The sequence below is a fragment of the Flavobacterium sp. JP2137 genome (genome assembly GCF_050562195.1).
In the GTDB taxonomy this organism is placed as follows: domain Bacteria; phylum Bacteroidota; class Bacteroidia; order Flavobacteriales; family Flavobacteriaceae; genus Flavobacterium.
The window spans coordinates 1745263-1764944 of record NZ_CP191647.1 but is presented as its reverse complement, the minus strand read 5'-3'; the positions used below and the strand labels follow the sequence as shown (position 1 = coordinate 1764944).

The 19682-nt window shown below is 44.4% G+C and carries 18 protein-coding genes and 3 tRNA genes; 7 read left to right on the top strand and 14 right to left on the bottom strand.

The genetic code is table 11. The features are described from left to right. Positions 1-152 precede the first annotated feature (152 nt). Genes ACQZ43_RS07535 through ACQZ43_RS07525 form a run of 3 tightly spaced genes read left to right on the top strand, consistent with a single transcriptional unit; the run spans position 153 to position 3482 of the window. Entirely contained in the window at positions 153-536 is a 384-nt protein-coding gene (locus ACQZ43_RS07535) for a hypothetical protein (protein WP_430615432.1), read from the top strand. A gap of 60 nt (positions 537-596) precedes the next feature. Next, a complete protein-coding gene (locus tag ACQZ43_RS07530) occupies positions 597-1445 on the top strand; it encodes a hypothetical protein (RefSeq protein ID WP_430615429.1) in 849 nt (282 codons plus the stop codon). Between the two features lie 54 nt (positions 1446-1499). Then, positions 1500-3482: a TonB-dependent receptor gene (locus tag ACQZ43_RS07525; protein ID WP_430615426.1), complete on the top strand. Its 1983-nt coding sequence runs from the start codon at positions 1500-1502 to the stop codon at positions 3480-3482. 119 nt (positions 3483-3601) lie between these two features. Here ACQZ43_RS07525 and ACQZ43_RS07520 read toward each other — a convergent pair whose 3' ends face one another. From ACQZ43_RS07520 to proS, 11 genes are all read right to left on the bottom strand, one after another. After that, positions 3602-4051 (bottom strand): acyl-CoA thioesterase, encoded by a 450-nt coding sequence (locus ACQZ43_RS07520; protein ID WP_430615425.1) that lies wholly within the window; start codon positions 4049-4051, stop codon positions 3602-3604. A 278-nt stretch (positions 4052-4329) separates the two neighbouring features. Then, on the bottom strand, positions 4330-5025 hold the full coding sequence (locus ACQZ43_RS07515; protein ID WP_430615422.1) for a pseudouridine synthase: 696 nt from the start codon (positions 5023-5025) through the stop codon (positions 4330-4332). Positions 5026-5076: 51 nt separating this feature from the next. Further along, the gene (locus ACQZ43_RS07510) at positions 5077-5784 is read right to left on the bottom strand and encodes an ATP-binding protein (RefSeq protein WP_430615420.1); all 708 of its coding nucleotides are present in this window, start codon (positions 5782-5784) and stop codon (positions 5077-5079) included. Positions 5785-5888: 104 nt separating this feature from the next. Then, complete coding sequence (locus ACQZ43_RS07505) at positions 5889-7181, bottom strand: dihydrolipoamide acetyltransferase family protein (RefSeq protein WP_430615417.1); 1293 nt, start codon at positions 7179-7181, stop codon at positions 5889-5891. A gap of 89 nt (positions 7182-7270) precedes the next feature. Next, complete coding sequence (locus ACQZ43_RS07500) at positions 7271-8425, bottom strand: glycosyltransferase family 2 protein (protein ID WP_430615415.1); 1155 nt, start codon at positions 8423-8425, stop codon at positions 7271-7273. Between the two features lie 108 nt (positions 8426-8533). Further along, the gene (typA, locus tag ACQZ43_RS07495) at positions 8534-10330 is read right to left on the bottom strand and encodes a translational GTPase TypA (RefSeq protein WP_430615412.1); all 1797 of its coding nucleotides are present in this window, start codon (positions 10328-10330) and stop codon (positions 8534-8536) included. Between the two features lie 123 nt (positions 10331-10453). Further along, on the bottom strand, positions 10454-10705 hold the full coding sequence (rpsT, locus tag ACQZ43_RS07490; protein ID WP_219294834.1) for a 30S ribosomal protein S20: 252 nt from the start codon (positions 10703-10705) through the stop codon (positions 10454-10456). 42 nt (positions 10706-10747) lie between these two features. Next, positions 10748-10819: transfer RNA gene (locus tag ACQZ43_RS07485), tRNA-Glu, on the bottom strand. Positions 10820-10850: 31 nt separating this feature from the next. Beyond that, positions 10851-10922: transfer RNA gene (locus ACQZ43_RS07480), tRNA-Glu, on the bottom strand. 32 nt (positions 10923-10954) lie between these two features. Next, positions 10955-11026: transfer RNA gene (locus ACQZ43_RS07475), tRNA-Glu, on the bottom strand. Between the two features lie 79 nt (positions 11027-11105). Continuing rightward, complete coding sequence (gene proS, locus ACQZ43_RS07470) at positions 11106-12581, bottom strand: proline--tRNA ligase (RefSeq protein WP_430615409.1); 1476 nt, start codon at positions 12579-12581, stop codon at positions 11106-11108. 101 nt (positions 12582-12682) lie between these two features. On the opposite strand from proS, the gene ACQZ43_RS07465 reads away from it, so the two are divergent. The 4 genes from ACQZ43_RS07465 (at position 12683) to rimO (ending at position 17885) form a co-directional block, all read left to right on the top strand. After that, on the top strand, positions 12683-13666 hold the full coding sequence (locus ACQZ43_RS07465; RefSeq protein WP_430615408.1) for a hypothetical protein: 984 nt from the start codon (positions 12683-12685) through the stop codon (positions 13664-13666). Positions 13667-13784: 118 nt separating this feature from the next. Next, a complete protein-coding gene (locus tag ACQZ43_RS07460; protein WP_430615407.1) occupies positions 13785-15329 on the top strand; it encodes an OmpP1/FadL family transporter in 1545 nt (514 codons plus the stop codon). A 114-nt stretch (positions 15330-15443) separates the two neighbouring features. Beyond that, positions 15444-16358: a hypothetical protein gene (locus ACQZ43_RS07455; RefSeq protein WP_430615406.1), complete on the top strand. Its 915-nt coding sequence runs from the start codon at positions 15444-15446 to the stop codon at positions 16356-16358. Positions 16359-16562: 204 nt separating this feature from the next. Beyond that, positions 16563-17885, top strand: coding sequence for a 30S ribosomal protein S12 methylthiotransferase RimO (rimO, locus tag ACQZ43_RS07450; protein ID WP_430615405.1), 1323 nt, complete (start codon positions 16563-16565; stop codon positions 17883-17885). A gap of 193 nt (positions 17886-18078) precedes the next feature. On the opposite strand, the gene ACQZ43_RS07445 is transcribed toward rimO, so the two are convergent. The 3 genes from ACQZ43_RS07445 to ACQZ43_RS07435 all read right to left on the bottom strand — a co-directional run bounded on the left by ACQZ43_RS07445 (position 18079) and on the right by ACQZ43_RS07435 (position 19647). Continuing rightward, positions 18079-18348 carry a hypothetical protein gene (locus tag ACQZ43_RS07445; RefSeq protein WP_430615404.1) on the bottom strand — a complete coding sequence of 90 codons (270 nt, stop codon included), beginning with the start codon at positions 18346-18348 and terminating at the stop codon, positions 18079-18081. Next, positions 18345-18767, bottom strand: coding sequence for a hypothetical protein (locus tag ACQZ43_RS07440; protein ID WP_430615403.1), 423 nt, complete (start codon positions 18765-18767; stop codon positions 18345-18347). The genes ACQZ43_RS07445 and ACQZ43_RS07440 overlap by 4 nt, the downstream gene beginning before the upstream one ends. 64 nt (positions 18768-18831) lie before the next feature. Then, positions 18832-19647 carry a hypothetical protein gene (locus tag ACQZ43_RS07435; protein ID WP_430615402.1) on the bottom strand — a complete coding sequence of 272 codons (816 nt, stop codon included), beginning with the start codon at positions 19645-19647 and terminating at the stop codon, positions 18832-18834. Between the last annotated feature and the right edge of the window lie 35 nt (positions 19648-19682).

The following is a 19682-nucleotide window of genomic DNA, read 5'->3' as shown; positions in this document are numbered from 1 at the left end:
CGTTTTTTTAACTATATTTGACGGTAATTTATAACAATTTTTAAAGGCCGGACACCGCTGCGGCTGTGTCGCCTTTAAAGCGATTATTTACAGACTTTTACACGGTATAGCCGACGAAATTTTCGCGGTGATCCCACAAAAAAAGCTGCTTGATGAAACCTTTTTTAGCACTCATATTATTGGTATTTGTCTTTAAACCCGTACTTCCAATTGCAGGGTTTGTCGTCAATTACGACTACATCAAAAACGAGTTATGCGAAAACAAAGACCGTCCCGAGCTGCACTGTAACGGTCGCTGTTACCTCAAAAAGGAATTGGCGAAAAGCCTCGGAGAAACCGACTTGCTCTCGGTCGTATCCAACAGCACCGCCTTTCCCTTTCAACTGCTTTACTTTCCAGCGACTACCGATTTCGCGCTGGCACTGCCATCGCTTTTCCCCATAGACAAAAAACCGAATACCCCACCTCAATCCCGCTATCACTTCGATGGGATTTTTTCCATTTTCAGGCCTCCGGCATCGCCAGTATTAAAATAACGTCTTTTTTATACTGCTCTAACTAGAGGAGCACTTTGTTATACCTAATACAATCTGAAAATGAAAAATATAAAATCCATATCCCTATTTTTAATCAGCCTGTTTTTACTGACTTCCTGCAGCGCTGATGATTCGAATTCCACACCTCCCGAGCTCAATCCACTAGAGGGCTGGCAACTGATTAAAGACTTTTCTACCCCTGCCTATACCGCAGCGCTATACAGTCCAAAAAAGCAATTGCAAGTGGGTTCCAACCCCGTCATCATTCAGTTAAAAAGCAAGGCGACAGCACCGCTATCAGCGCCTGAGTGGAAAACGACCATGCACATGAAAAGCATGCAGCACGGGGCACCGGTATTACCCTTAAAGCCGTATGGACAACGCGGCGACCTCTTTGAAGGCCAGCTATTCTTCCAAATGGCCGGAGATGGCTCCGACAACTATTGGGAACTCGAAGTTCAATTTAAAGATCAGGCACAAACCGCCGTGCTCACGACCCCTATCGAAGTCGTTGCTTCCAAATACCGCCGCATACAATCCTTTGAAGGCCGAGATAAAAACAACTACGTCCTCGCCCTCATTGAACCCGAAACCCCAAAAATAGGCATTAACGACCTCAGTGCTGCCCTGTTTAAAATGGAATCTATGGACCGATTTACCTTGGTATCCGAAGGTCATATACAAATCGACCCGAGAATGCCGAGCATGCAAAACCACAGTTCCCCAAACAACCTTGCCCTGACCTCCTCCGCAGCCGATGCGCTCTACCGCGGAAAACTCTCCCTCACCATGAGCGGCTATTGGAAAATCAACCTGCAATGGTTTGACGCCAACGGTAACTTGATCAAAGGAGAAGCCGTAGACGACAACAACAACGCGAGCAGCTTGTTTTTTGAATTGGAATTTTAAACACCATCAACAGCGCTGTCCGACCGCGTCGCGACAGCGCTTAATCCCATAGCTATGAAACACCTAAAACAACTGTGGTATTGGAGTGTCTTGCCGCTGTGCTGCACAAACGGTTTTGCTCAAGACAGCTTAAAGGCTCAAGCGATGACGGAAATCGTGGTCATCCAACCCTCGAAACCGCAAACACTAAAACCCCTATCGTCCTTAGATGCTTATTTGGAACAATTTAAAAACCTGTCCCTGATCAAGCGAGGCGCTTATGCCTGGGAGCCGCTGATCAATTCCATGCCCACGGAGCGCAGTTCCATCACCCTCGACGGCATGCACATTTTCAATGCCTGTACAGACAAGATGGATCCGATGACCTCTTATATCGAAATCAACAACCTCGCTGCGGTGCACTTGGTATCGGGGCAGCAAGGCAGTCAGCACGGCCCTACCATTGGCGGCGGACTAAACCTCGTGAGCAAAAAGGGGCATTTCTCCGAACAAGCAGACTGGAGCGGCGGGCTGCAATCGGGTTACGACAGCAACAACCGCCAAAAAACAATCGGTGGAAACCTCCAGTACAGCGCAGCGCGTTGGTACACCACCCATTCCCTGCTCTTTAGAGAGGCGGACAACTATAGCGCCGGAGGCAATCGAGAGGTGCTCTACTCTTCCTACCGCAAGCTCAACGCCTCCTCGACAGTTGGCTATGCCATTCGCCCACAACAGCGCATCGAAGCCGCCGTTATTTACGACAAGGCGACCGATGTCGGTTATCCAGCCTTGCCCATGGATGTATCGCTGGCAGAAGCCGTCATCGCTTCGGTCAAATTCGAAAACCACTTTGAGCAAGGTCCGTTCGAGCACTGGGAGACCAAGTTGTATTACAACAGCATCACCCATCGAATGGACGACAGCCAGCGCCCCGACGTACCCATACGGATGGACATGCCCGGGTGGAGCTCCACTTACGGCTTGTATTCCAAATTGACGGGCAGCAGCGACAAGCATCGGTGGACCGCTCAATGGAATGCGTACCAAAACACTTCGCTTGCCGAAATGACCATGTATCCTCAAAACCCCAGCGAAGTGCCGATGTTTATGTATACCTGGCCCGATGTGCGCACGAATTACAACGGCTTATACTTACAAGATCAGTATGCGATTAACACCCGGCATCGCCTGCTAATTTCCGCGAGTATCGGTCAGCAAAGCAGTCAAATCCAAAACGATGTCGCCTTGGAAAGCCTGCGGATTTTCTATCCCGATATGGCGCAGCGCAAAAACAGGTTTTTGGGCAATGTCGCGATAAACCTCCACTACCAAAATCAAAACTGGACAACGGGTACGGGCTTGGCCTATGGCTTGAGAGCCCCTTCGGTTTCCGAAGCTTATGGATTTTATTTGTTCCACAGTGCAGACCGTTATGACTATATCGGGAATCCCGAGCTCAAAAACGAAAAATCACTGGAATTCAATGCGTATATCGGCTGGGAAAACCGCGCTTGGAAATCGAAAATATCGGCTTCCTTCTTTCACCTAAGCGACTATATCGCCGGCAAGCCCACGGCTTTTATTCCGATGACCATAGGGGCAGACGGGGTTAAAAGATATGTCGGTTTGGACTTTGCGCAAATAGCAAGCGCGCAGTGGACCTTGGCCTACCAATGGACCCCGCGGTGGCGTATGTCCGCGGCGCTGAGCTATCACTACGGAAAGGATTCGGACCAAAACAACCTGCCGTTTATCAGTCCTATAAGATATAGCGGCAGCTTGGAATACAAAGACCAGCGGTTGAATGCGGCCTTGATCCTAGAGGGGAATGCGCTAAAAACGCAATTTGCAGCGGCCTATGGCGAAGCGCAAACCGCGGCTTATGCCGTAGCGAATCTCTTGGTCGGTTATGCGTTTAACTGGAACCAACAGCGGTTACAGCTGCAAACGGGCGTAGAAAACATCTTGGACACGCATTATACCACCTTTGCCGACTGGAATCAGCTGCCGCGTCAGGGACGAAACCTTTTCGTCAACCTCAGTTACGCCTTTTAAACCGCTGATTTCCCAACAAAAAGACCGTTGATCAGAGCAATGCTCCAGTCAACGGTCTTTTTTTTTGCGGCTAACAAACGGCGGCGACCAGGCAAAAGCCCGCATCATCGGCCCCGCGACTAAGCGCCCAAACCGGTTTCCAATCGGAAGATGTCTTCCCGCAACCAGCTGGGTATCGCGATGGACTGATGCGATTCCATGTCTATGATCACTTGGGTACTCCCTCCAGTGGCATGAACCACGGCAGTTCCGTCTGCACCCTCACTGATGATGATATAGGCAATGTCAAAACTCTTGTTGCCCAGACGGGAAATCCGCAAGCCGATTTGTGGGTTTTTGGCATCCAAACGCAGTTCTTTTTGAAAATCGCATTCGATATGTGCAATGACAAACATATTCTTCATCCAGTTCCAACTCGGACTCATCGCATTCATATAATACCCTCGGCCTATCTGGAAGTACTCCATATAATACACATTGTTTACATGCCCCAGCGCATCCATATCGTTCCAACGAATTTCTAAAGGCTGGAAAAAATTAAAATTTGTCAATTGGTTTTCTGTATTCATAGCGTTCCTTTTAATAGCGTTATATCATTACTCCAATTTACTAAATATTTTTGAATAGGTCTCTGCTTTTTCCCGCATTAAATACCGCTGCGCTCTTGCTTGTTGCACTGGCGGTTTGCTGCAGTCCCATGCGTAAAATGCACAAACCCCGGCTTGCGGATACCGGCCGAGGTCTTTTGTGGTTACTGTGATTGGACCGTCCGCTGTGCACATCCTTTTTAATAGACGGTTGCGGTCCCATTGAACGGTTAGTCAAAGGTTTTATCCTCTCCGACCGCTTATATATAGGGCGCCATATCAAAATTTAAAATCGCATTATACGCTTTAAACTCCGCGTCGATTCTGGCCTTCAAATGAATTCGTTCTAAGGTAACGGGATGGGTAAATTCCAATTCCACGGCGTGTAGCATCATTCCCATTAAACCATAGGTTTCGAGCCAGAGTTTGTTTTGTTTGTTACAACCGTGTGGTCGGCTGCCCAATATCGGATGAAAAATATGGCTAAAATGCTTGCGCAATTGGTGGGTTCGCCCCGTTTCGGGTATGGCTTCGACCAAGCAATAGCGCGAGGTGGGGTGTTTGGCAAACGGCAAATCGATCTCCGACTGCTGCAAGCACCTATAATACGTCTGCGCCTCTTGCTGGTTTCCCCGATCGTTGGTCAGGGCATAATCGATAGTCATTTCCGGAGCTGCGTATCCCCGCAGTATTGCCAGGTATTTTTTAATGACTTTGCGCTGTGCAAAATCGTCGTTCAACTGTTTAAGGGTATCCTTATCCAAGGCAAACAGCAATACGCCGGTGGTTTTTCGATCCAAGCGGTGTATGGGGTACACGTGTTTGCCGATTTGATTTCTCAATTCTTGTATGGCGTATTCCTTGATGTCTCGGGCGATAAACGACTTGTGAACCAAGAGGTTTCTCGGTTTGTTAATCGCCACTAAATAATCGTCCTGGTATAAGATTTCTAACATGGTCAATGCGGTGGGGCTGTTTGGGTAAATTAAGAGGGTGCTATACCCGGGTTACAACAAATCTAAAAACCAAAAGCCGATTTTTTTCGCTTGAGCATCCGCTGTTGTTTTGGGGGCGTCGTAGGTTTTGTAGACCGCTTCGCCCACCTGAAAAGCAACGGGCTTCTCAAAGAGGGGTCCATCGTATACAAAGGTGTGAAACTCGCCATTTTCGCCACAGGGGTCTACCCCTTTTGGCAGGTCTTTTAAAAATTGCTCGTCCAGGGTTCTGCCTAAAAATTCGCGGCCCAATTGGGTTTCATTGACGCAGATGACGACGGCTTTAAAGCCCGCGCTGATCATTTCCAACAACAGCTGGTCGGTAGGTCTGTTCCACAGCGGAAATACCGCGGTGAGTCCCAATTTACTCAGTTGGCGTTCGCGAAAATCCTTTAAATCCGCCAGGAGAATATCGCCAAATACGTGGTGGTATATCCCCTGCTCTTTGTAGTGCAGGCACTGCTCCAACATCAGGGCATCATAGGTTTCGTGAGACAGCGGAAACGGCAATTCGAGCAGATCCAAGGGCAAGCTCGTTTTCAAGGCCGCCACTTGCCGCAGTAGCAGTTCCCGACGAATGCCGTGCATGGACACCCGATCGTATTCCAGTTGAACCGAGGTCGACAAGCGCAGTATGTCGTACTGCCCGGATTGCTGCAGTTGGTGGAGGGCGTAGGCCGCATCTTTTCCGGTACTCCAATGTAGTAGGGCTTTTTTCATATTGCGTGTGTATGGGCTGCGCTATTCACCTAGAGGCGAAAGGGACGACAGCCCTAAAAAACAAAAAGCGATTCTTTCGAACCGCTTTTTTATAGTTGGTAAAATTATACTTCTCTGTTGATGTCCCAAGCTTCTAAGATATCCGCAACGCGTTTAACAAAACTTCCTCCTAGAGCACCATCGACCACACGGTGATCATAGCTGTGCGATAAGAACATCTTTTGACGGATTCCGATAAAGTCCCCTTCCGGCGTTTCGATCACAGCAGGCACCTTTCTAATGGCTCCTAATGCTAAGATTCCCACTTGCGGTTGGTTTAAGATCGGCGTGCCAAACACACTGCCAAAAGTTCCCACATTGGTTACCGTATAGGTGCCGCCCTGAGTATCGTCTGGTTTTAATTTGCCCATTTTTGCGCGGTTGCCCAAATCGTTCACCGCTTTGGCCATACCCACCAAGTTTAATTGGTCGGCATTTTTGATGACCGGTACAATTAGGTTTCCGTTGGGAAGTGCTGCAGCCATTCCCAAGTTGATGTTTTTCTTTTTGATGATGTAATCGCCATCGACAGAAATATTCATACCCGGAAAATCCTTGAGTGCTTTGGCTACCGCTTCCATAAAGATCGGGGTAAAGGTCAGTTTTTCACCCTCTCTCTTTTCAAAGCTGTTTTTCACTTTATTTCTCCAATTTACGATATTGGTCACATCGACCTCGATAAAGGACTGAACGTGTGCCGAAGTCTGTACCGACTGCACCATATATCCTGCGATTAACTTGCGCATTCTATCCATTTCAATCACTTCGTCTCCACCGTTTACCGATACGGGAACTGCTTTTGCAGCTACAGCAGCAGCTTTTGGAGCTTCGGCCACTTTAACCGCTGGAGCAGCAGCCTGTGTACCTCTATTTTTAACGTATTCTAAAATATCGCTTTTCGTTACGCGCGCATCTTTACCCGTGCCTGTAATCGCTTCTAATTCCGCAAGCGAAATCCCCTCTTCCTTGGCGATATTCTTTACCAAAGGAGAGAAAAACTTTTCAGAACCCGCATAGGCAGCCGTGGTAATTTCTTGAGCTACGGCTACGGTGTTTTGAACAGCAGCAACAGGAGCGGCTTCTACAGTTGTAGCAGATACAGGAGCTGCATCGCCACCAGCTGTTTCGATAATCGCTATGGTTTGTCCAACCTGAACCACATCATCTACTTGAAACAAAATTTCCACTAAGGTTCCCGCCACTTCAGAGGGAACTTCACTATCGACTTTATCCGTTGCAATTTCTAAAACGGTCTCATCTACCTCTATGGTATCTCCTACATTTTTCAACCAATTTGTTATCGTTGCCTCTGCAACACTTTCCCCCATTTTGGGTAATTTCAATTCGAACTTTGCCATATCTTTAAACTCAAGTTGTGTTTTGCTATATAAATTACAAATTTAATAATAATTTCGAGTATTTATACCTTAATTTAAAAATCTAAGGCTTATAAAGGAATTATTTGACCGCGGTCATTCCGATTATTACTTCCAATTAAGAAGGCCGATTGTGAAGGCTTTATCTTAAATGTTATAAATCGAGAAGATTCTTCTCTCATCAAGCTTATTAGCGCTTTATTGGAAACAAAATCGCCGTCGAAGATGATTTCCGTATAAATTCCCCTCTTTTGTTTTAAGGTGCTTTTCAATTGGGCGATACTGGACAGCGCGGTGATTTCGCGATTGGTTTTATCGGCAATCCGCTGCCGCAGCTCCTCGCAGTCCGACAGCAGATAATACTGTTCCGGACTCACGCTTTTGGCTCCTGAGGTATTTTGCTTGACAAAGGCGAAATAAATCGTTCCCAGCTTCATCATCCCGTCAAACAGCAGCGACTTTTTAAAGTGCTTCCTATAGAAAAACTGCATGGCCTCTTGAAAGCGATTTCTAAAGGTTTCGTCTTTTAAGGTGCTTTCTCCTTTAAAGTGAATCACCGTGGTATCGGCGTAATAGTAATTGACCTTGTTCTTTTTCAAAATCATATACGACAGATCGATGTCGTCGGAATACATAAAGCAATCCTCGTCAAAACCGCCGACTTCGAGGTACAGCTCGCGCTTTAACCACATAAATGCCCCGACGAGTATGGCCGTGGGACCGGTTTGACTTTCGTGCAGATGCTGGGCGTAATACCGATTGAACCAAGGCGATTTTGAAAACACCTTACCCAATCCGCTGACTTTGGTAAAGGCCACCCAAGGCGTGGGTACACCTCGCTTGGATTCGGGCAAAAACTTTCCAGCCCCATCGATCAGCCGACAGCCGACGATGCCGCAATCGGGATTTTTGGCCGTAAAGGCGTAAATCTGTTTAAACGTATCCTCGCCCACTACGGTATCTGGATTTAGTATGCACAGGTATTCGCCTTGCGCGTACTCCACCCCCATATTATTCCCCTTGGGAAAACCGTAATTCTCCGTATTGGCGATATAGCGCAATTCCGGAAATTGCTCCCGCATCATGGCCGAGCTGTTATCCGTCGAATTATTGTCGACTACGATGATTTCGGCCTGCATGCCCAGCACTGCTTTTTGCACACTGCGAATGCACAACTCCAAAAAGTGAGCGACATTATAATTTAAAATGATTACGGATAACTGCATGCGCAAATATAATTTGTTTTTGTCAAAATAAAAACACCTAATACCAATAAAAAAGCCCGACTCTTTTGACAGAGTCAGGCTTTAAATTTATGGGAAGACCAAGTTGTATTAGTTCTTAGTTCTCTTGCGATCCGTTTCTTTTAAATAAATCTTTCTCAGACGAAGTGATTTTGGAGTTACCTCTACATATTCGTCTTTTTGGATGTATTCCAACGCTTCTTCCAGAGAGAATTTTATAGCGGGAACAATTCTCGCTTTATCATCTGCTCCTGAAGAACGCACGTTCGATAATTTTTTGGTTTTGGTTACGTTAACCGTCATATCGTCACCTCTAGAGTTTTCACCGATAACCTGTCCTTCATAGATGTCCTCGTTAGGATCCACGAAAAACTTACCGCGATCTTGCAATTTATCGATAGAATAAGGAATGGCTTTACCGTTTTCCATAGAGATTAACGATCCGTTGATACGACCCGATATCGTTCCTTTGAACGGTTGGTACTCCAAGAATCTGTGTGCCATAATAGCCTCACCAGCTGTAGCGGTAAGGATTTGGTTTCTAAGTCCGATAATACCACGTGATGGGATTAAGAATTTAACCACCATACGCTCACCTCTCGGTTCCATGCTCAACATTTCTCCTTTTCTCAAAGTCACAAATTCCACCGCACGTCCAGATAAATTTTCTGGAATATCGATTGTCAACTCTTCAATAGGTTCGCATTTAACCCCGTCGATATCCTTTAAGATAACCTGTGGTTGTCCGATTTGAAGTTCGTATCCTTCACGACGCATGGTTTCAATCAATACAGACAAGTGCAATACACCACGGCCAAAGACCATGAATTTATCGGCACTATCCGTAGGTTGCACGCGTAGTGCTAAGTTTTTCTCCAATTCTTTAGCCAAACGATCTTTGATGTGTCTAGAAGTAACAAATTTTCCTTCTTTACCAAAGAAAGGCGAATCGTTAATGGTAAACATCATACTCATGGTTGGCTCGTCTATGGTGATTGCCGGCAATCCTTCTGGATTTTCGTAATCGGCCACTACATCACCAATTTCAAAACCTTCTAGACCTACGATAGCACAAATATCACCTGCTTGTACAGATTCTACTTTTCTTCTACCCAAACCTTCGAACGTATGAATTTCTTTAATTTTTTGTTTTTGAATTTTTCCGTCGCGTTTGATCAACGAGATATTCATCCCCTCTTTCAACTCCCCTCTCAATAGACGACCGATAGCGATACGACCTGTAAAGCTTGAGTAATCTAAAGAAGTGATTAACATTTGCGGCGTTCCCTCTTTAACTTCAGCAGCGGGAATGTGCTCCAATACCATGTCCAACAAAGGCTCTAAAGTAGTGGTTGGTTGTTTCCAGTCGGTAGACATCCAGTTGTTTTTGGCAGAACCGTAAACAGCAGGGAAATCCATTTGCCATTCTTCAGCACCCAATTCGAACATCAAGTCGAAAACCTTTTCGTGCACTTCTTCCGGAGTACAGTTTTCCTTGTCTACTTTATTGATAACCACACAAGGTTTTAAACCTAAGTCAATAGCTTTTTGCAATACGAAACGCGTTTGAGGCATTGGGCCTTCAAAAGCATCCACGATTAAAAGTACCCCATCAGCCATATTCAATACCCGTTCTACCTCACCACCGAAATCGGCGTGACCAGGAGTATCGATAATGTTGATTTTGGTTCCTTTATAAGTTACTGAAACGTTTTTAGAAGTAATGGTAATGCCTCTTTCTCGTTCAATATCGTTATTGTCTAAGATTAAATCACCGGTGTTTTCGTTTTCGCGAAAGAGTTGGCAATAATACATAATCTTATCAACCATAGTAGTTTTACCGTGGTCAACGTGAGCAATAATAGCTATATTTCTAATAGGTGTCATATGGATGTGTTTAACTTTAATTTTTATTCTGAAACCCACCGAAGTCGATTTCTATATTTCTAACAACAAAAGCCCTCGGGTAGGAGAGCTTAAATTATATTACTTCTTCAAAGACATTGCTTATTATAATGCAGCAACGTGTTTTGTTAATTTTGATTTCAAGTTAGAAGCTTTATTGCTATGAATAATATTTTTCTTAGCTAATTTATCAATCATAGAAACCACCACGTTCAACTTTTCAGTAGCCTCGTTTTTGTCTTCTACCAAACGCAACGCTTTAATCGCATTACGAGTCGTTTTATGCTGATATCTATTTAAAACTCTTCTTTTTTCGTTGCTTCTAATTCTTTTTAAAGCTGACTTATGATTTGCCATTTTATTTTCTAAATTAATTAACCCTAATTATCTTTTTTATTGTAGTCCGTAGGGGAATCGAACCCCTGTTACCAGGATGAAAACCTGGCGTCCTAACCCCTAGACGAACGGACCTGATGCGCCTTGTGAATTCCAAAAGAACTCGTAGTCCGTAGGGGAATCGAACCCCTGTTACCAGGATGAAAACCTGGCGTCCTAACCCCTAGACGAACGGACCGCATTAAAGTAAAATTTCGTTTTGTAAACTTGTAGTCCGTAGGGGAATCGAACCCCTGTTACCAGGATGAAAACCTGGCGTCCTAACCCCTAGACGAACGGACCATTTGTTTCTCTAATGCGGATGCAAAACTACAACATTTTTTTAATCCTGCAAGAGAAAAACAATTTATTTTATTTTTTTTTAGTACGACTTCGCAAACAGCACCCGTCCCTTTGAGGGCTGGCCTGTCAGTATACACACCCCATCTTCCAAAACCCGATCCAAGGGCACACAACGGATGGTCGCCTTGGTCAAATCCTTGATCTTTTCTTCGGTCTCTACAGTTCCATCCCAGTGAGCGGAAACAAAGCCTGTTTTGGTGTCTAAAATCGCTTTAAACTCCTCAAACGAATTCGCCTCGGTAATATGGGCATCGCGATACGCCAAGGCCTTTTGAAAGAGGCTGTTTTGAATCTCTTCCAACAGTTCCTCCACATAAGTCACCACCTGATCTTTGGCAACCACTTCCTTGGTCAAGGTATCCCTACGCGCAATTTCGAAAGTTCCGTTTTCCAAATCCTTTGGTCCCACGGCAATGCGTATTGGCACGCCTTTTAATTCGTATTCGTTAAACTTCCACCCCGGCTTAAAAGTCGTGCGGTCGTCATATTTAAATGAAATATTTAATTTCTTGAATTGATCGGTCACGATTTTCACCGCTGCCTTGATCTGTTCCAATTGCTCGTCGGTTTTGTGAATCGGAATGATCACCACCTGTATCGGCGCCAAATTTGGCGGCAACACCAAGCCGTTATCGTCGGAATGCGTCATGACCAAAGCGCCCATCAAACGCGTAGAAACCCCCCATGAGGTGGCCCAAACGTATTCTTGCTTGCCCTCTTGACTGGTGAATTTCACATCGAATGCCTTGGCAAAATTCTGACCCAAGAAGTGCGATGTTCCCGCTTGCAAAGCCTTTCCATCTTGCATCAAAGCCTCGATACAATAGGTTTCAATCGCTCCGGCAAAACGTTCGTTTTCCGATTTCACGCCGCGAACCACTGGCATAGCCATAAAATTCTCTGCAAAATCGGCATAGATATCCAACATCAATTCCGCTTCTTGTACCGCTTCTGCCTGAGTGGCATGAGCCGTATGTCCTTCTTGCCATAAAAACTCAGAGGTTCTCAAAAACAATCGGGTTCGCATCTCCCAACGCACCACATTGGCCCATTGATTGATCAATATCGGCAAATCTCTATACGATTCGATCCACTTTCTATAGGTGTCCCAAATAATGGTTTCCGAAGTCGGACGAACAATCAGTTCTTCTTCCAATTTGGCGTCGGGATCCACTTCAATCGTTTTTCCGTCCGCAGCCGTTCTCAAGCGATAGTGGGTAACCACCGCACATTCCTTTGCAAAACCATCGACATGACTAGCCTCCTTACTAAAATAAGATTTGGGAATAAACAGCGGGAAATACGCATTTTGGTGCCCCGTCTCCTTAAACTTTTTATCTAACTCCGCTTGCATTTTTTCCCAAATCGCATAGCCGTATGGCTTGATTACCATACAACCTCTAACGCCTGAATTCTCTGCTAAATCTGCTTTGACCACCAGTTCATTATACCATTTGGAATAATCTTCTGCTCTCTTAGTGATGTTCTTACTCATTTTTAATATATTGGCACAAATATTGTTTAACTTTAATTAACTATATTAATCAGACAAAACTAACTAATTTTGTATTGCCAACCATAAAAAAACTACACGATATGAAAACTACACCATTAATACCACGAAATTTATCCTTTTACGGGTTTATTGGATTACTCAGTAGCCTCTTGGTTTCGTGCGGATCTTATCAGAACAAGTCTTACTATGAGACAGACGGTATTTACAGTGCCAACAAAGCACCGCAAACCAACTATTCGCCTACTGCATCCTCAAACTCACAAGAGGGCGGTTATTACACCAATTACCTGAAAAACATCGACAACGAGCTGAGCTCCTTTACCAATATAGACGAATACAGTTCCAACGACTCGCTGAGCTACACCACTAATGCGGTGGGATACGGCGGTTGGGGCGACGAAACTCAAGCCGTAACGGTAAACGTTTACAACGACCCTTACTACGGCGGATACTACAACTCCCACTACCCGTATTGGGGATCGGGATGGAGTATTGGATTTGGCTTTAACTGGGGCTGGGGCGGCGCATATTACAGCCCGTGGAACTCTTGGTATGGCGGATACGGATGGGGAGGATATCCTTATTACGGTTCGTACTACAGACCGTATTACCACAATTACCGCTATAGAAATGCCGCTTACAACAACGGATACCGTACCAGCAGCCGCAACAACACGATTTACAACGGAAGGGACAACTACCAAAGAGGTCGTTCGTTACAAAGCAATTCGAGCAGAGCCCATTTAAACAGCTCTAGCAGAACCAACTACAACAGCAGTAGAAGCATACAATCGAGCTCGAGAAATCAGTTCAACAACACTTTTATCAGAAACATCTCGACTAGAGATTACAACAACACCAACAGCACCAACCGAGCGAACTCGTCCAGAAGTACGAATACCTCTACGCGCAACAGCAACAGTTCGTCGAGAAGCAGCTACAATTCGAATACGTCTTCACGTCCGAGCTCTAACTACTCGGCTCCGTCGAGAAGCAGTTCAAGTGGAAGCAGCAGTCGTTCAAGCGGAAGCAGCAGTCGTTCAGGTGGAAGCAGCAGAAGATAAAAACAGTCATTAACTCCGTTTAATACAGACTCGTGAAATCGCCGACTCTCGGTAGCTGCCACGGCAGACATCCAATAGGGAAACGCCATTTCCGGTTGACAAACCTTATAATTGCCTTATGAAAAAATATCTAAGTTTAGTTTCGGCACTGTGCTTCGTATCGGTAGTACAAGCACAGCAAAACACGGCTGCAGACGGCCTTCGCTATACGCAAAAAGACCTCAACGGTACCGCCCGCTTTAAAGCGATGAGCGGCGCCTTTGGCGCCCTTGGAGGCGATTTGTCGTCGCTACAGGTCAATCCAGCAGGTAGTGCCTTATTCCACTACAACACCGCTGCTTTTTCCCTGTATACCACCCATAAAAACAACCAATCAACCTATATGGGCAACTCGGATTCCGACCGCTACAACGGTTTGGATTTTGGACAAATGGGTGCTGCCTTTGTCTATGACAACGCCAATGCGCAGAGCGCATGGAAAAAAATTGTCTTCGGAATCAACTACGAGAGCAGTGCCAACTTCAACAACAATATTTACGCTGCCGGAATCAGCAATCACAGCATCAACAATTACTTTATGGACTTTGCCAATGCTGGCAATAACGGACAACCCATTCCCATAGAGCAACTGCAAGTTGCTCAAGGAGAATCCATCCGCAGTGTTTACCAATACCTGGGTAACCAACCCAATGGTTTTGACCAGCAACAAGCCTTTTTGGGCTTTCAATCCTATTTGTTCGATCAAGACCAAAACGGCAATTACACTTCCAATGTCGCTCCAGGAGAATACTTTCAACAAAACTACATTTCAACTTCGGGTTATAACGGCAAGTTAAGCGCTAACCTCTCGTCTCAAATCGGAGATCGCTTTTACGTGGGTACCAACCTCAACGTGCACTTTACCGATTATACCGAATTGAGCACCGTATACGAACAACGCAGCAATTACCAAGGCGAATACGTGCGCAGCATCGCTTTTCAAAACGAGTTGTACACCTACGGTAACGGTTTTTCCTTTCAGATTGGAGCCTTGGCCAAGCTAACCGAAAGCTTGCGCGTAGGGGCATCGTATGAATCGCCTACCTGGTATCGACTCAAGGACGAGTTGTCTCAGGTACTGAGAACCGATATCAACCAGGCACTCCCGACGGAAAAACCGACTTCAACGCGCTATGTAACCGATCCAAACACGGTAAACATATACCGGGAGCACAAACTGCAAACTCCATCGATCTATACCGGAAGTTTGGCGTATATCTTTGGACAAACCGGATTGATCAGTTTTGACTATACCCGTAAGGACTACAGCAAAACCAAATTTAGACCCGGCGATGCCTTTGCCTACACCAATGCCGAATTAAAAAACGAGCTTTCATCGACCAACGAATACCGCGTGGGTGCGGAATACCGCATCAAAGATGTGAGCATTCGAGGAGGATACCGCTTTGAAGAAAGTCCGTATAAAAACCAGAAGGTCATCGGAGACCTCAACAGTTTTTCTGCGGGAGTTGGCTATAACTTCGGCCCTTCCCGCTTGGATTTGGCCTATGTACACACCGCCAGACCCTATGATGTGAACTTTTTGAGCAACGGAATGCGCGATGCAGCACGCATCAAGACCATCGACAACAACATCAGCTTAACCTATAGCCTTATATTCTAGGACTTTATAATCATTTTAATTAAAAAATCCCTTAACTCAAATCGAAGTTTAAGGGATTTTTTTGTTGTATCTTTGCACACGGAAATCAATTACTATTCAATAAATACAATTACTATGAATAATTTTTTCAAATTAGTTGCTATTACCCTATCCTTATGGACATTAAGCAGCACTGCTCAAGTAACTACCAATCCGATTATTAGCGATTCTTTGTCGGTTAGGACGGCTAAAGACCTCGACCATTTCGAGGTATCGCCACTGCGTTATACCGCTCATAACAAAGGGAAGTTTTACATTTTCTGGGGAGGTAACCGCGGTAGTTTTACCAAATCAGACGTTCATTTCAGAGGAGATGGTTACGACTTCACCTTAAAAGATGTCGCCGCAGACGACAAACCCAAAGGTTGGCATATTGATTATATCAATCCCGCCAGAATGACCATTCCGCAAACCAACTTGAGAATTGGTTATTTCATCACCGACAAATACAACGTTTCCATTGGGTTAGACCACATGAAATACGTGATGAGACAAGATCAAGTAGTCGGTTTTAAAGGGCATTACCCCAATGAAGGCAGTTATGGTGAAAGACCCAATACCATCGACAACAACGAAATACTGTTGACCGAAGATTTTCTTACCTTCGAACACACCGATGGTTTAAATTACATCAATACGGAAATTAGCCGTGTCGACGACATTTCAAAATTGTTTCGAATCAACAATACCGATAAGATTCAAATCAACATTACCGAAGGTGTCGGAGGGGGAATCATCTTTCCAAAGACCAACACCAAACTGTTGAACAAAGAGCGATACGACGAATTTAACGTGGCTGGATTTGGACTATCTGCCAAAGCCGGACTCAACATCACCTTCTTAAAGTACTTCTTTATACAAGCAGAACTCAAAGGAGGCTATATCAATATGAGCAACATCCGAACTACGGATAGCCGTAGCGACAAAGCTTCTCAAGACTTTTTCTTCCTGGAGCGCGTCATTGCCTTCGGAGGAATTTTTAGAATCTAATAAACGGGTATACCATCGAAAAATCAGCCTGGGTCTTTTGCGGATTAAGGCTGATTTTTTTTTGTACTCCCCAAGCCTTTCGCTGCGAATAAGGCCCATTACCGGCATTTTGCGCAGGCAGTTCAAACGGAATTTCACAATTTAATCAAAGCAGCACTTTTCTAGCTAAAAAAATCGTATTTTTGCACACCAATTTTTAAATCCATGAGAACCAAAACTTTAAAGAAAAACAAGATTAATGTCATCACCTTAGGGTGTTCCAAAAACGTTTACGACAGTGAAGTGTTGATGGGACAGTTGAGAGCTAGTGGTAAAGAAGTGACACACGAAGCCACTCAAGACGAGGGAAACATAATCGTGATCAACACCTGTGGTTTTATCAACAATGCCAAGGCAGAGTCGGTAAACACCATATTGGAATACGTTGAAAAGAAAGAAAAAGGACTTGTGGACAAGATTTTTGTTACAGGATGTCTTTCTGAGCGTTACAAACCGGACTTAGAAGCGGAGATTCCCAACGTGGATCAATATTTTGGTACGACGGATTTGCCGTTGCTATTAAAAGCGCTAGGCGCGGATTACAAACATGAATTGTTGGGTGAACGCATGACTACTACCCCAAAGAATTACGCCTATCTCAAGATAGCCGAAGGCTGTGATCGTCCATGTAGTTTTTGTGCTATTCCCATTATGCGTGGTAAACACGTTTCCCAATCCATTGAAAAATTGGTTAAAGAAGCCGAAGGTTTGGCCAGAGATGGTGTCAAAGAATTGATTCTTATCGCACAGGATTTGACGTACTACGGTTTGGATTTATACAAAAAGCGGAATCTAGCGGAATTACTCGAAAACTTAATTAAAGTAGAGGGTATTGAGTGGATTCGTCTTCATTATGCTTTCCCTACTGGATTTCCGATGGATGTTTTAGAGCTGATGAAAAGAGAGCCTAAGATTTGTAATTACCTCGATATTCCCTTGCAACACATTTCAGACAACATATTGAAATCGATGCGTCGTGGAACAACTCAAGCCAAAACCACGCAATTGCTAAAAGACTTTAGAGTTGCGGTTCCAGGCATGACCATCCGAACTACGTTGATCGTGGGTTATCCCGGTGAAACCGAAGAGGATTTCCAAATCCTTAAGGATTGGGTTCAGGAGATGCGCTTTGAGCGTTTGGGCTGTTTTGCCTATTCCCATGAAGAAAACACCCATGCCTATAGCTTAGAAGACGATGTTCCGGCAGATGTGAAACAAGATCGCGCCAATGAAATCATGGAAATTCAATCGCAGATTTCTTGGGAATTAAATCAGGAGAAAATCGGAAAAACCTTTAAGTGCATCATCGACCGTAAAGAGGGCAATCACTTTGTGGGTCGTTCTGAATTTGACAGTCCCGATGTAGATAACGAAGTGCTGATCGATGCTACCCAACACTACGTAAAAGTAGGTGAGTTTGTAAACATCTATATCGATGAGGCTACGGAGTTTGATTTATACGGAACACCCGTTACCGAAAAACAATAGCAATAACTCATACAACATACAAAGGCCATCCCATGTTATTTTGGAGTGGCCTTTTTTTTATCTAGGGAATGGCTCTACTAGCCCAGATTATCATTCCACGAGTAAATTTTTGGCATCCACCCATTGATCACCCACATACAAACGGACTTTATACAGGCCGCTTGCCAACGCCCCCAAGTCGATATCTAGGAAACTATGCCCTGCCTCTACGGGATGGGTTACCGCATTTCCTACCGCTCCATACAGTGGCGCTATTTGGATATATGCCTGTTGAGAGGAATTGATGCAATAGTACACCTTCTAAGATTTTTTTCTTTTTTCCGTTAGAAACTTCAAAATAATACTTATCCTTGGAAACTTCAAATTCAATAAGGCCATTTTTTGATTCGTAACTAAGCTTTTCTTGCCCATAAAAAAACAACGAACACAATAACATCAGTACCATTAAAATTTTCTTTTTCATAACGCCTCTATATTTTCGACTTTAACAAAAAAATAAGCATAAATCGCTGGATAGAAAAAGCCTTGTTCTTCGCACAAAGCTAAAATTTGTCCCGAAAACCGTACTGGAATTTCAGTACCCAGCTCCAAAAGCGGAAATTTCTTGTCAATCAAATCATCATTACACACAAAGTATGTCCTAACCATTATACCATCTTTAGTAAATAAGAGTTCATATCTATGTTCTGGCGCTCTATTCGGATTATTCGAGTCCAATTCAACTTTAACTAAGACACTCTCACCGCTAGTATACCCCAGATCAGCACATCCACATCTCTGTTCAACTTGAATATTTGATTCCTCAATTGTTGCTGTATTATCATCACTACCGCATGCAACTCCCACCAGGAATAGTCCTGCGAATACTATCATTTTTTTCATCTTCTATTCTTTTGCATTTGTCATTTATTCGCTTTAAACTTTTGGTTTAAAAATTCATGGTCCTTCAATCGCGTACAAAAATCAATTCAATACCATCTGCCGGCACATTCCAGTGAACGACTAAAGTATCTGCAATTACGCGATACTGAAAGCGTTCATTGTTCAAAAAAATGGTATCGCCTAGAAGTCTATAAGTATAATTTCCGGACGTATTTAGCGGAATTAAAGTGTGGTAGTCCGATACACGACGCAACTCCTCGTTCACTTGGGTAGTTATCGAATTATGGTCGTTAAAAACCCATCTGATATCGCCCACTTCGTAATAGTGATAAGGACCTAAACCCGGCGAAAACTCCCGCAGATTCCAAATTTCCTTATATTTTAAGTCCTTCAAATGCGCTTCAACCGTTTCAAATACAACGGTTTTTGCGAGTTTTGGGATCTTCACTATATGAAAAGGCCTTTTTAACTGTAAAGCCTGATTGCCCTTTATCAAACCGTCGACACGGACTACCACATTTTGCTCGTATTCCATGATATCGACAATATCGATGCTGCGCCCTCCAGGGGCTTTTTTTTCATCTACAACCAGCACTACGTCAAACGCAGAAAAATCAATATTAAGGAATAGGGGGTTAACGATACTTGAGGAAATACTGCCGTTTTGAATCAAACCATTCCACGTACTTTCGTCACTAATTACCTTAAAATCTCGACCTCCCATTGATCCTAAGTGGTCACCCTGCGCAATCGTTATCATTTCCACTGTTCTTGGTACAGCGGGTTTTTCTATCGGTTTGCTGTCGTCACTACTGCTGTCGTCACTATTACAGCCCGCTCCCAATAAGAATAGACAAGCCATGATTATCATTTTTTTCATTTTATATCATTTTAAATTTGTTCCTATACAATCAC